We start from the raw sequence: 12908 nt of genomic DNA, 5'->3' as shown, positions 1-12908 counted from the left end.
GTTGTTTCCCGTTTCCTTGCTGTTCTGCGGCAGGGGCACGTTGTGCGTGATTACTTCTGGCATTTCGGGCACCAGAAGGTCGAGCGGCCGTTCTGGACGAAGCGCCGCACGATGCCGCCACAGCGCGCGGTCTGGCAGTTCTCGTCCTCGCGGTCATAGACCTGGAACGAGTGCTGGAAATAACCGAGTTCGCCCGAGGTCTGGCGGTGGTCGCTGATCGAGGAACCGCCGGCCTTGATCGCCTGGTTCAAGACATCGTGGATCGAACCCACCAGACGCTTTGCATGATCCGTCGGTTCGGCCTTCTTCGTCGCCAGGGTCGCAGCGAGCCGGCGTGGCGACAGATGGGCGCGATAGAGCGCTTCGCAGACATAGATGTTGCCAAGTCCCGCCACCACGCGCTGGTCGAGCAAGGCGGCCTTCAGGCTGGTTTTCTTGTTGTGGCAGGATTGCGCCAGCATCAGCGCGTCAAATTCATTGCCGAGCGGTTCGGGACCGAGCCCTTTCAGCAGCGGCTCCTCGTCCAGGGCGTTGCGGGCGATGATCTTCATGTAACCAAAACGGCGCGGATCGTTGAACACGACAGAGGCGCCCGATGACATGTGGAACACGACATGATCATGGGCGCGGTCTTCGCTGCGCGGGAGATGGAATTGGCCAGGTGTGTTCTTGCTTGTGCTGTTGGCGCCGTTTTCCAGCACCCGAAACGAGCCCGACATGCCCAGATGCATCAGCAGCACGTCGCCCGAGGTCAGGTCCGCCATCAGATATTTGGCGCGGCGGCCAAGGCCGGTCACGGTCTGGCCCTCCAGCCGCGCGATAAAGTCTTTTTGAAAGGGAAACCGCAGATCTTTCCGCCGGGCTTCCGCCTTGACTATTTTTGACCCCTCCATGGCGGGTTGCAGGCCGCGGCGGACGGTCTCAACTTCGGGTAATTCAGGCATGCAGCTATTCACCTTATGAAGGTGACGTGATAGCGCCATTGCGGCGGGCGCGCTATGGTCAGGCCATGGAGATAAGTTGATGGATCGGCCGGACCAAACGACGCATTTTGGCTTCAGGGACGTCCCCCTTGGGGACAAGCAGACGCTGGTGAACGACGTGTTTCACAGCGTGGCGTCGCGCTATGATTTGATGAACGATCTGATGTCGGCGGGCCTGCACCGGGCCTGGAAAGACATCATGATCAACAAGCTCAATCCGCCGAGGGGCGATGCGCCGTTCGCGCTGCTGGATGTTGCCGGCGGCACCGGCGATATCGCGTTCCGCGCCGCCAAGGCGGCAGGCACCGGCTTCCACGCCACGGTCTGCGACATCAATACCGAGATGCTTGGCGTCGGCCGCAACCGCGCGGTTGCGCGGCATCTCGACCAGCAGGTTTCGTTCGTCGAGGGCAATGCCGAGGCGCTGGAATTTCCGGATCGCGCCTTCGACGCCTATACGATCGCGTTCGGCATCCGCAACGTGCCGCGGATCGATGCCGCGCTGAAGGAAGCCTATCGCGTGCTGAAGCCCGGAAGCAGATTCCTGTGCCTGGAATTCTCCACCGTCGATGTACCCGGGCTCGACCGACTCTATGACTTCTTCTCGTTCAAGGTGATCCCGCCGCTCGGCCGCGCCGTAACGGGCGACGCGGAATCCTACCAATACCTCGTCGAATCGATCCGGAAATTTCCGAGGCCCAACGCCTTTGCCGAAATGATCAGCGCCGCCGGCTTCTCGCGGGTGAAGTGGGAAAGCCTCTCCGGCGGTATCGTGGCGCTGCATTCGGGCTGGCGTTTGTGATTTCTGCGGCGACCCACATCGCGCGGCTCGTCCGCGCTGGTTTCGTGTTCGCACGCGAGGGCGTGTTCGGCGTTGTCGATCCGAGCCTGGTGCCGCCACCGGGCCAACTTGCGCTCAAGCTGGCGCGGATCATCGAGCGGCCCGGCGCCAAATCCGGCCCGCGGCTGTCGCGGGCGCTGACCCGGCTTGGTCCCGCCTATCTCAAGCTCGGACAATTCCTGGCGACACGGCCCGACGTGGTCGGCGTTGCGATGGCGCGCGATCTGGAAGCCTTGCAGGACCGGCTGCCACCGTTTTCGCAGAGCGAGGCCGAGGCTGTCATTGCGACATCGCTGGAACGCCCTGTGGCGCAGTCGTTTGTGAGCCTCGGGCCGTCGGTTGCCGCAGCTTCCATCGCGCAGGTGCATCGCGGTGAAGTCGAGCGCGACGGCGCGCGCAAGGCCGTTGCCGTCAAGGTGCTGCGCCCCAACGTCGCCGCGCGCTTCCGCCGCGACCTCGGCGATTTCTTCTTCGTCGCGAACAACGCCGAGGCGCATTCGGCTGAAGCGCGCCGGCTGCGGCTCATCGAGGTCATCAACACGATGTCGCGCTCGGTCGCGATGGAGATGGATCTGCGGCTGGAAGCGGCCGCGATGTCCGAAATGGCGGAGAACACGCGCGACGATCCGGATTTCCGCGTGCCTGTCGTGGATTGGGACCGCACCACCCACAACGTGCTGACGATGGAGTGGATCGACGGCATCGCGCTCAACGACCACGCGCGCCTCGCACAATCGCAGATCGATCTGCCCGATCTCGGGCGCAAGGTGATCCAGAGTTTCCTGCGCCACGCGCTGCGTGACGGCTTCTTCCATGCCGACATGCATCCCGGCAATCTATTCCTCGACGACGCCGGCCGGCTGGTCGCCGTCGACTTCGGCATCATGGGCCGGCTTGGGCCGAAGGAGCGGCGCTTCCTCGCCGAAATCCTGCTGGGCTTCATCACACGCGACTATCGCCGCGTCGCCGAGGTGCATTTCGAGGCCGGCTATGTGCCAGGCCATCACTCGGTCGAGAATTTCGCGCAAGCGATCCGCGCCATCGGCGAGCCGATCCACAACCGCATCGCTGAAGACATCTCGATGGCGAAGCTGTTGACCTTGCTGCTTGAGGTCACCGGGCTGTTCGACATGCAGACCCGCCCCGAACTGATCCTGCTGCAAAAGACCATGGTGGTGGTCGAGGGCGTGGCACGCGGTTTCGACCCCAAGCTCGATATCTGGAAGGTCGCCAATCCCGTGGTGCGCGAATGGATCGAACGCAATCTCGGACCCATAGGTCGCATCCAGGGCGCGATGTCCGGCGCCGGCGACCTCGGCCGCGTGCTGACGGGCCTCCCGGCCATCGCCACGCGCTCGGTCGCGGTGCTGGAGCAGCTGGAGAAGATGACCCGGGAGGGCGTCACACTGTCGCCGGAGACGATTGCGGCGCTGGGCCGGGCCGAAGGGCGCAAGAGCCGCTGGCGCACCGTGGCGCTCTGGATCATCGCGGCAACGTTTATCGGGATACTGGTGGCCGTCCGGCAAATGTGATTGCAATGCATGCATTGTGTGCTAGCATTGACATCATGCCTGCCTGGAGCCAACCATGGCCAGCCTCACCATCCGAAAGCTCGACGACGCCGTAAAGGCCTATCTGCGGCTGCGATCCGCCGGCAACGGCCGTTCCGTGGAAGAAGAAGTCCGGGTCATCCTGGGCGAACTCATCCTGGGCCGCCCCGAATTTCCTGCCTCGCCGTCTGCCGCCGCGGCGCCGTCCGCGGAAGCCTCCACCCGCGCGCCGGCGATCGCCCATGCGGCCCATCAGGCCAGCGTCACGCTGATCATCGGCGGCGGCATCGCCGCCTTCAAATCGCTCGAACTGATCCGGCGGCTGAAGGAGCGGCACATCGAGGTCCGCTGTGTACTGACCAAGGCCGCGCAGCAATTCGTCACGCCGCTGTCCGCGAGCGCGCTGTCGCATGAGCGCGTCTATACGGACCTGTTCGACCCCGGCAGCGAATTCGACGCCGGTCACATCCGTCTGGCGCGTGAATGCGATCTGATCGTGGTCGCACCGGCGACGGCCGACCTGATGGCGAAGATGGCGCATGGCCACGCCGACGATCTTGCCAGCGCCATCCTGCTGGCTGCCAACAAGCCGATCCTGCTGGCGCCGGCGATGAACCCCTTGATGTGGAACAACGCCGCCACCCGCCGTAACGTGCTGCAGCTTCGCCGCGACGGGGTCACCATGATCGGCCCCAATGCCGGCGAGATGGCCGAAACCAACGAGGCCGGCGTCGGACGGATGTCTGAGGCCGTGGAAATTGCCGCCGCCGCAGTCGACATCCTGCGCCCGCCGCGTCCGCGTCCGCTGTTGGGAAAACGCGTGCTGATAACAGCGGGCCCGACCCATGAGCCGATCGATCCGGTGCGCTATATCGCCAACCGCTCGTCGGGCAAGCAGGGGTTTGCGATCGCCGCCGCAGCGCAGGCTGCGGGCGCCGACGTGACGCTGGTGTCCGGCCCGGTGGACTTGCGCGATCCCGCAGGGGTGACGGTGATCCGGGTGGAATCGGCGCGCGACATGCTGCATCGGGTCGAGGCGTCATTGCCGGCGGATATCGCGATCTTCGCCGCAGCCGTCGCCGACTGGCGCGTCGCCAACGAAGGCGAGCAGAAACTAAAGAAGACATCGGCCGGCATACCGCCGCTGCAACTGGTCGAAAATCCCGACATTCTCGCGACCATTTCAAAGCTGAAAGACAAGCGCCCGCCGCTGGTGATCGGCTTCGCCGCCGAGACCGAACATCTGATCGAAAATGCCAAAGCCAAAATAGCGCGCAAGGGCTGCGACTGGATCGTCGCCAACGACGTGTCGCCGGCAACCGGCGTGATGGGCGGCGACCGCAACACCGTGCACCTGCTGACGCGGGACGGGACAGAAGTCGGCGTCGACAATATTGAAGTGGACTCCTGGCCGGTCATGACGAAAGAACAGGTCGCGACCGAACTGGTGGCGCGGATCGCAAAATCACTGGAGAAGAATTCGTGAGCGCAACGGTCAAGGTCGACATCATGCAATTGCCGCACGCCGAGGGCCTGGCGCTGCCGGCCTATCAGAGCGCAGACGCCGCGGGGCTGGATTTGCTGGCGGCGGTGCCGGCGGAAACGCCGTTGATCCTCACCCCGGGCAAATATGCGATGGTCCCCACCGGCCTTGCCATCGCATTGCCAAGGGGATTTGAGGCGCAGGTGCGGCCGCGCTCGGGGCTGGCGGCAAAGCACGGCGTCACCGTCCTCAATACGCCCGGCACGGTGGACGCGGATTATCGCGGCGAGATCAACGTGATCCTGATCAACCATGGCGAGGCGCCCTTCCCCATCCGGCGCGGCGAACGCATCGCGCAGATGGTGATCGCGCCGGTCACGCAGGCGCAACTGGTCCAGGTCGACACGCTATCGACCACCGACCGCGGCAGCGGCGGTTTTGGCTCGACCGGGCGGTAAGCCACTTCAACTCCGGCTGAATTGGCACGTTGCGCGGCAGCTTGCCTTGCCGTGAGGACGCTTGGCGCAAACGGCGCTTTCCCTCATACTGCCCTCCAATAATTCGCAATGCCGGGGGGCACCATGGGGAAATTAATCGTCTGCGCGGTGTTCGCCGTCTTGGCAAGCACGCTTAGCGCCCATGCTCAACAGAACGTCATCCTGTTCGTCGCTGACGGTCTTCGAGCCGCTGCTGTCACGCCCGAGCGAGCCCCGACATTCGCCCGGATACGGGACACAGGCGTCAACTTCTCGAACAGTCATTCGGTCTATCCGACGATTACGACGTCGAACGCCTCGGTGATCGCGACCGGTCATCTGATCGGCGACACCGGAGATTTCGGCAACGTGTTCTACACCGGCTTTCCGGTTGCCAGCGCAGCCGGAACCATAACGCCTTTCATCCAGAACAACGCGGTGTTGAGTGAGCTGAACCAGCATCACGGCGGAAATTTCATTGCCGAGCGCTCGATCATGGCGGCAGCACGTGACAAGGGCTACTTCACGGCCGCCCTCGGCAAGGTCGGGCCGGTGGCGATCCACGACCTCACCCAACTCGACGGCAAGACCACGATTTTCTTCGACGACGATACCGGCAAGAAGGATGGCATCGTGTTGCGGCCGGATCTCGTCGAGATGCTCAAGAAGGCCGGATTGGCGCTGGAAACGCCGGGGCGCGCGCAACGCGAAAATCCCGGCAAGGCTACCAATATCGTGCAGCAGAAATATTATCGCGACATCGTCACCAAGGTGCTGTTGCCGCATTTCAAGGAGAACAAGAAGCCGTTCATGCTGCTGTATTGGTCATCCGATCCGGACGGCACTCAGCACTCCCAGCGCGACAGCGTCAATGAACTTGTTCCCGGCATCAACGGTCCGACCTCGCTTGCCGCAATCAAGGTGGCCGACGACGATCTTGCGGCGATCGTCGCTGCGCTCAAAGAACTTGGGCTCGAGGCCGACACCAACATCTTCGTCACTGCCGACCATGGTTTCAGCACCGTGTCGAAGCAAAGCAAGACCAGTCCGGCTGCAAAACTGAAATACGAAAACGTGCCCGAAGGGCAGTTGCCACCCGGCTTTCTTGCCATCGATCTTGCGCACGCTTTGGGCTTGCCGCTGCACGAGCCCTCCGCTCAAGGACCTGGCATCGACTACAGGAGCGGGAAATACCCGCGCCGCGCCAGCGCTTCGATCGGCAACGATCCGGCCAAGCCCGATGTCGTAATCGGCGTCAACGGAGGCAACGATCTCGTCTATCTGCCGCAGGGCAACGCCAAGACCCTGGCGAGGCAGGTGGTCAAGGCGCTCCTGGCGCAAGACTACACCAGCGGCGTCTTCGTTCGTGATGACCTTGGACCTATTCCGGGAACCCTGCCGCTGAGCAGAATAGGCCTCAAAGGGGGAGCGCGAACGCCAACGCCGGCCATCGTCGTCAATTTCCGCTCCGAAACGACGGGGTGTGATCAGCCGCTATTTTGCAGCGTGACCGTATCCGATACCACCCTCTTGCAGGGGCAAGGCCATCACGGCAGCTTTAGCCGCGCCGACACCGGAAACTTCATGGCGGCCATTGGGCCTGCGTTCAAGACCGGCTTCAACAATACGGCCCCGGTCAGCAACGCCGATATCGCTCCGACGCTGGAGAAGATCCTGGGTGTCACCCTTCCGCCGGTCGGCAAGCTGCGCGGCCGCGCGCTTACCGAAGCACTTCCCGGCGGGAAGCCCGCCAGGCCGTGGCGACAGGATCTTGTCTCCAAGCGAGGCGACAACGGCCTGCGCACCATCGTCAACATGCAGTTTGTCGGCCTGACGCGCTACTTTGACGCCGCTGGCTTTCCAGGACGCACCGTCGGATTGAAGGTGCCGGCCAGCGCGAGGTGAAGGGGTGCTGTAGCAAGCGATGAGACGGGACGTCGGCTTTGGGCGCGAGCGTTATCCGCCCATTTTTGCACAGCCAGATTCACGTTCACGGTCTGGACTCTTACCCACGGAGTCGCGTTGGGGATACTCTCACTCGATTCGTGCACGGCTGATGTAAAGCGCCGGGCCTGAAGTCGTGCGTTCTGGGGCAAATCATGTCGGGCGTAGTCGCGGCGATGCGTCGAAACCTGCTGTCGTGCACCTCACTGGCACGTCACGGCATGATTGCGCTCGCCTCTGCTTTATCCATCGTATCGGAACCGGCCTTGGCCGGCGATTTGCCGCTCTCCGAGGTGATTTCGGCCTGGCTCGACCTCAATCACCAGGAATTCGCCGTGCTGACCACGGCATTGTCATTGCTCGGCTTTACCGTCGTGGCGGCGATCCTGTTGATGCGCACCCGCATCAAGGCGACCCGCACCGAGGTCAACCTGCGCCAGGACATCGCCGATCTGCAGGTTCAGGCCGATCGGTTGCGGGCGCTGCTGTTCGCCGAGCCGCAAATTCTGATCTCCTGGGCCGCAGGCGACAGCCGGCCCCAGATCAGCGGTGACACCGCGCTCTTGATCTCGCAGGAAGCGTTGCAAAACTCACCGCAGCGGATCCTCGCCTTTGGAACCTGGCTGCCGCCGGAACCGGCGCTGCAGATGGACCATGCCGTCGATGCGCTGCGCGAGGCCGGCGAGGGCTTTCTGCTCAACCTCTCGACCTCGAACGGCCGCGCGATCGAGGCGATGGGCCGCGCCATCGGCGGCCAAGCCGTTGTTCGGATTCGCGAACTCGGCGGGTTGCGCCGCGACCTCGCCGAGTCCAACCTGCGCTACAAGACGCTGCAGGAGGAGACCGAGCTGCTGCGTGACTTCGCCGCCGCCGCGCCCTGGCCGATCTGGGCCAAGAGCCCCGAGGGTAATCTGCGCTACGCCAATGCGGCCTATGTGCGGGCGACCGAAGGAACCAGCGTCGCCGATGTTGTCCGTCGCAACCTCGAACTTTTGGAAACCGACCAGCGCACCGACATGAGCCGGACCTTGAGCGACAGTTCCAGCTTCAGCGCGCGGCTGCCGATCGTCGTCAGCGGCGAACGACGGATCTATGACGTGCAGGCCTTGAAGCTTGGCGGCGGCAGCGCCGGCATCGCCATCGACGCCAGCGAGGCGACCCAGCTGCGCGCCGCGCTGCAGCGGATGGTGGAGGCGCATCGCCGCACCCTCGACCAATTGTCGTCGGGGGTTGCGGTATTCGACGCCCAGCGCCGGCTTGCCTTCTACAATGAATCCTACCGCCGGCTGTGGGGCCTCGATCAGGCCTTCCTAGACGGCCAGCCCGACGATTCCAGCGTGCTCGACCGGCTGCGCGCCACGCGCAAACTCCCGGAGCAGCCGGACTTCCGGGCCTGGAAAGCCAAGCTGCACGAGGCCTATCGCGCGGTCGAGCCGGAGACCTACACCTGGTTCCTGCCCGACGGCCGTGCGGTCAGCGTCGTCACCACGCCGAACCTCGAAGGCGGCGTCACCTATCTGTTCGACAATGTTACCGAAAGCCTCGATCTGGCGCGGCGGTTCGACGGGCTGACGAGGGTACAGCACGAGACGCTCAGCAATCTCGCCGAGGCGGTCGCGGTGTTCGGCAGCAATGGCCGGGTCGAACTGTTCAATCCCGCCTTCGCCAAGATCTGGAAGCTGTCGGAAGAGCAGCTGCGCGAACAGCCCCACATCGAGACCGTGGAAACCTGGTGCAAGCCGCTGTTCGACGACGCCCTGACGTGGCGGGCGCTGCGCGAGGCGATTACCGCGATCGGCAACCGGGCGCAGGTGGCGCTGAAGCTCGAGCGCAAGGACGGCAGCGTGCTGACCTGCATGACCATGCCGCTGCCCGACGGCGCCACCATGCTGACCTTCCAGGACATCACCGACACCGAGAATGTCGAACGCGCGCTGCGCGAACGCAACGAGGCGCTGGAGACCGCCGACCAGATGAAGGTCGATTTCGTCCACCACGTGTCGTACGAGCTGCGCGCCCCCCTCACCACCATCATCGGCTTCGCGCATTTCCTGAGCGATCCCTCGACCGGTCCTCTAACGCCAAAGCAGGCCGAGTATCTCGACTACGTCACCAAATCCACCAACGCGCTGCTGGCGCTGACCAACAACATCCTCGACCTCGCCACCATCGACGCCGGTGCCATGAAGCTCGAGCTCGGCCCGGTCAACATCGCCAAAGCCATCGAGCAGGCCAGGGAAGGCATTCAGGACCGGCTCGCCACCGACCGCATCGAACTCAAGGTCGACATCGATCCCGGCATCGGCGACTTCACCGGCGACGAACGCCGCGTGGTGCAGGTGCTCTATAATCTGCTCGCCAATGCCGTCGGCTTCTCGCCGCATGATGCAACCGTCAGCATCAGCGCGCGGCGCAACGAGCATCGCGTCATCTTCACCGTCACCGATTCCGGTCCGGGCATCCCGCCCGACGTCAAGGACAAGGTGTTCGACTGGTTCGAGAGCCATTCCAACGGCTCGCGACACCGCGGCGCGGGGCTTGGTCTGTCGCTGGTGCGCTCCTTTGTCGAGCTGCACGGCGGCAAGGTGCGGGTCGATTCGGAACTCGGCAAGGGCACGACGGTCACGTGCGACTTTCCGATCGACCAGAACGCCCATCGCAACGCCGCCGAATGAGCGTATCAGCGACATTCTCGGTGGCGCTCGCGAACGAGACCGCGACCGCGCAACTGATGGCCGACCTGGCGCTGCTGGTTGGCCCCGGCGATGTAATCACGCTGTCCGGCGATCTCGGCGCCGGCAAGACATCAGCGGCGCGCGCGATGATCCGCTACCTCGCCAGCGACGAGACGCTGGAGGTGCCGAGCCCGACATTCACGCTGGCGCAAAGCTATGACCAGCCGTTTCCGATCGTTCATGCCGATCTCTATCGCATCAACGATTCGAGCGAGCTGGAGGAAATCGGGCTGTCGCCGCTGCCCGAGGGCGCGCTGGCGTTGATCGAATGGCCGGAGCGCGCAGCGGACGCGCTGCCGGACGACCGCATCGACATTGCCTTCAGCCATCGTCCCGCGTTCGGGTCCAGCGCACGCGCCGCCGAGTTTACCGGTCACGGCAAGGCGGCGGTGCAGGTCGAGAGGCTTAAAGCGCTGCGCCAGTTTCTCGAAACATCAGGCTTTTTGGAAGCGCAGCGCGAGCGTATGCCCGGCGATGCCTCGACGCGTTCCTATGCGCGGCTGCATCTGGACGGCACAGCCATCCTGATGAATTCGCCGAAGCGGCCGGACGGCCCGGCGATCTATGACGGAAAGTCCTACAGCGCCGCCGTGCATCTGGCCGAAGACGTCAAGCCGTTCGTCGCCATCGCCAACGGCTTGCGCGAACGCGGCTTTTCGGCGCCGGCGATACGCCACCAGGATCTCGATGCCGGTTTCCTGATCACCGAGGATTTCGGCCACGCCGGTATCGTCCAAGGCGATCCGCCGCGACCGATCGTCGAACGCTACGAGGCCGCGACCGACATGCTGGCGGCGCTGCATCGCGAGCCGCTGCCGGACATCCTGCTGCTCACCTTGCAATCGACCCACGCCATCCCCGTGTTCGACACCGAAGCGTTGCTGGTCGAGATGGGGCTGATGCTTGAGTGGTACATGCCAGATCGCGGCGTCGAACCAAGCCAGGAGCTGCGCGACGAATTCGTTGCGATGTGGCGAGACCTCTTGAAGAAGCCGGCCTCCGCGCCGCGAACCTGGGTGATCCGCGACTTCCATTCCCCCAACATCATCTGGCTCGATGATCGTTCCGGAATCCTGCGGGTCGGCATCATCGATTTCCAGGACGCGGTGCTCGGACCTGCCGCCTATGACTTGGTGTCGCTGCTGCAGGACGCGCGGATCGACGTGCCCGAGGCGCTCGAACTGACGCTGCTGACCCGATACATCAAGGCGCGGCGCGCAGCCGACAGCAATTTCGATCCGGCCGGTTTCGCCGAGCTCTACGCCATCATGTCGGCGCAGCGGAATACTCGCCTGCTCGGCACGTTCGCGCGGCTCAACCGGCGCGATGGCAAGCCGCAATATCTGCGTCATCAGCCGCGAATCTGGACCTATCTTACTCGTTCATTGGCCCACCCGGCCCTGGCGGGTTTTCGCGAATGGTACGCCGCCAACGTGCCGCCGCCGGGCTCCTGATTTACCACTTGTTAGCCAACCCGGTTCTAATCTGGCGAAGGCTATGCTCCGCGCGTGCGAGCGGCTGCTTCAAATCCGGGAATACGGCGATGGCGACATCAGAACGGCGCAAGGGAGATCGCGTTACATTCGAGCGCGGTTATCCGGCGCATATGATGGGCATCGACGGCACCTGGCGCCGTGAGTGCGTGATGGAAGACGTCTCCGAGACCGGCGCCAAGCTGACGGTGGAAGGTTCCGTCGAGGGTCTGCACCTGAAGGAATTCTTCCTGCTGCTGTCGTCCACGGGACTGGCCTACCGCCGCTGCGAACTGGCCTGGGTCAATGGCGACCAGATCGGCGTCAATTTCCTGAAGCAGGGCGACAAGAAGAAAAAGGCGGCCGGCAAGCGCGGCGCGGAGACCGCCGAAGCATGAGCCCCGCCGCGCCCAAATCCTCTTACAGCCGTCGTCTTACAGCCGTCATCTGCAATGACTATGGCCTCACAGTCGCTGGATCAACCGAATCACCGTGATATGATCCGAAGCGCTGATCCGTTTCGAGAACTCCAGGAAATGTCCGTCACGCCCAAGAAAGCCATGGTCCTCGCCGCCGGTCTCGGCCTGCGGATGCGCCCTTTGACCGACCACATGCCAAAGCCGCTGGTGCGCGTGATGGGCCAGCCGTTGCTCGATCACGTGCTGGACAAGCTCGCCAGCGCCGGTGTCAGCGAAGCCGTGGTCAATGTGCATTATCTGCCCGACCAGATCATCGAGCATACCGCCTCCCGGACCCGCCCCCGCATCACCATTTCCGACGAGCGCGATCAGGTGCTCGGCACCGGCGGCGCCGTCGTGAAGGCCCTGCCCTTGCTCGGCACAGAGCCGTTCTTCCATCTCAACGCCGACACCATGTGGATCGACGGCGTGCGGCCCAATCTGACGCGGCTGGCCGAGACCTTCAATCCCGCGCGCATGGATATCCTGCTGTTGATGGCGCCGACCACCAGCAGCATCGGTTATGCCGGTCGCGGCGATTACTCGATGCTGCCGGACGGCGCGCTGCGCAAGCGGCGCGAACATCAGGTCGTGCCGTTCGTCTATGCCGGCGCCGCGATCATGTCGCCGTCCCTGTTTACCGATGCGCCTGCGGGCGAGTTCTCGCTGACGAAATTGTTCGACCAGGCCAATGAGCAAGAGCGGCTGTTCGGCCTGCGGCTCGACGGCGTCTGGATGCATGTCGGAACCCCCGAGGCGGTGCAGGCCGCCGAAGAGGCGTATCTGGAGAGCGTGGCGTAGCCCTCTCCATTGTCGTCCCGGCGAACGCCGGGACCCATACCGCGTGATCTATCGATAAGGGCTCGGTAGCAAACACCTTTCGCAAAACCTGTCCCTGTGGTTATGGGTCCCGGCTCGCGCTTCGCTTGGCCGGGACGACGTGGGAGAGTTACATCCCACCCATGA

At 63.9% G+C, this 12908-nt stretch carries 10 protein-coding genes; 9 read left to right on the top strand and 1 reads right to left on the bottom strand.

All coding sequences use genetic code 11. From position 1 onward, the window contains the following. Positions 1 to 50: 50 nt before the first annotated feature. Positions 51 to 944: a bifunctional DNA-formamidopyrimidine glycosylase/DNA-(apurinic or apyrimidinic site) lyase gene (mutM, locus tag JQ575_RS04385; RefSeq protein ID WP_212032035.1), complete on the bottom strand. Its 894-nt coding sequence runs from the start codon at positions 942 to 944 to the stop codon at positions 51 to 53. Positions 945 to 1023: 79 nt separating this feature from the next. On the opposite strand from mutM, the gene ubiE reads away from it, so the two are divergent. The 9 genes from ubiE (at position 1024) to JQ575_RS04340 (ending at position 12743) form a co-directional block, all read left to right on the top strand. Continuing rightward, the gene (gene ubiE, locus JQ575_RS04380; RefSeq protein ID WP_212032034.1) at positions 1024 to 1785 is read left to right on the top strand and encodes a bifunctional demethylmenaquinone methyltransferase/2-methoxy-6-polyprenyl-1,4-benzoquinol methylase UbiE; all 762 of its coding nucleotides are present in this window, start codon (positions 1024 to 1026) and stop codon (positions 1783 to 1785) included. Next, positions 1782 to 3356 carry a 2-polyprenylphenol 6-hydroxylase gene (gene ubiB / locus JQ575_RS04375; protein WP_212032120.1) on the top strand — a complete coding sequence of 525 codons (1575 nt, stop codon included), beginning with the start codon at positions 1782 to 1784 and terminating at the stop codon, positions 3354 to 3356. Before ubiE ends, ubiB begins: the two co-directional genes overlap by 4 nt. Before the next feature lie 55 nt (positions 3357 to 3411). After that, complete coding sequence (gene coaBC / locus JQ575_RS04370) at positions 3412 to 4860, top strand: bifunctional phosphopantothenoylcysteine decarboxylase/phosphopantothenate--cysteine ligase CoaBC (RefSeq protein ID WP_212032033.1); 1449 nt, start codon at positions 3412 to 3414, stop codon at positions 4858 to 4860. Next, entirely contained in the window at positions 4857 to 5315 is a 459-nt protein-coding gene (gene dut / locus JQ575_RS04365; protein WP_212032032.1) for a dUTP diphosphatase, read from the top strand. Before coaBC ends, dut begins: the two co-directional genes overlap by 4 nt. Before the next feature lie 123 nt (positions 5316 to 5438). Continuing rightward, a complete protein-coding gene (locus JQ575_RS04360) occupies positions 5439 to 7238 on the top strand; it encodes an alkaline phosphatase family protein (RefSeq protein WP_212032031.1) in 1800 nt (599 codons plus the stop codon). A 194-nt stretch (positions 7239 to 7432) separates the two neighbouring features. Next, positions 7433 to 9952 carry a PAS domain-containing sensor histidine kinase gene (locus JQ575_RS04355; protein ID WP_212032030.1) on the top strand — a complete coding sequence of 840 codons (2520 nt, stop codon included), beginning with the start codon at positions 7433 to 7435 and terminating at the stop codon, positions 9950 to 9952. Next, positions 9949 to 11466, top strand: a complete 1518-nt coding sequence (gene tsaE / locus JQ575_RS04350) for a tRNA (adenosine(37)-N6)-threonylcarbamoyltransferase complex ATPase subunit type 1 TsaE (protein WP_212032029.1) — start codon at positions 9949 to 9951, stop codon at positions 11464 to 11466. The genes JQ575_RS04355 and tsaE overlap by 4 nt, the downstream gene beginning before the upstream one ends. A gap of 89 nt (positions 11467 to 11555) precedes the next feature. Next, positions 11556 to 11882 (top strand): PilZ domain-containing protein, encoded by a 327-nt coding sequence (locus JQ575_RS04345; RefSeq protein ID WP_212032028.1) that lies wholly within the window; start codon positions 11556 to 11558, stop codon positions 11880 to 11882. A gap of 138 nt (positions 11883 to 12020) precedes the next feature. Beyond that, positions 12021 to 12743: a nucleotidyltransferase family protein gene (locus JQ575_RS04340; protein WP_212032027.1), complete on the top strand. Its 723-nt coding sequence runs from the start codon at positions 12021 to 12023 to the stop codon at positions 12741 to 12743. Positions 12744 to 12908 lie beyond the last annotated feature (165 nt).

It is taken from the genome of Bradyrhizobium sp. JYMT SZCCT0428 (assembly GCF_018131075.1).
Classification (GTDB): Bacteria; Pseudomonadota; Alphaproteobacteria; order Rhizobiales; family Xanthobacteraceae; genus Bradyrhizobium.
This window is presented reverse-complemented; position numbering and strand designations above follow the sequence as displayed.

What these genes read in the sequence shown, in the direction of transcription:
- mutM (WP_212032035.1), bottom strand. Translation starts at nt 944, where the DNA reads ATGCCTGAATTACCCGAAGTTGAGACCGTCCGCCGCGGCCTGCAACCC.
- ubiE (WP_212032034.1), top strand. Translation starts at nt 1,024, where the DNA reads ATGGATCGGCCGGACCAAACGACGCATTTTGGCTTCAGGGACGTCCCC.
- coaBC (WP_212032033.1), top strand. Translation starts at nt 3,412, where the DNA reads ATGGCCAGCCTCACCATCCGAAAGCTCGACGACGCCGTAAAGGCCTAT.
- JQ575_RS04360 (WP_212032031.1), top strand. Translation starts at nt 5,439, where the DNA reads ATGGGGAAATTAATCGTCTGCGCGGTGTTCGCCGTCTTGGCAAGCACG.
- JQ575_RS04355 (WP_212032030.1), top strand. Translation starts at nt 7,433, where the DNA reads ATGTCGGGCGTAGTCGCGGCGATGCGTCGAAACCTGCTGTCGTGCACC.
- tsaE (WP_212032029.1), top strand. Translation starts at nt 9,949, where the DNA reads ATGAGCGTATCAGCGACATTCTCGGTGGCGCTCGCGAACGAGACCGCG.
- JQ575_RS04345 (WP_212032028.1), top strand. Translation starts at nt 11,556, where the DNA reads ATGGCGACATCAGAACGGCGCAAGGGAGATCGCGTTACATTCGAGCGC.
- JQ575_RS04340 (WP_212032027.1), top strand. Translation starts at nt 12,021, where the DNA reads ATGTCCGTCACGCCCAAGAAAGCCATGGTCCTCGCCGCCGGTCTCGGC.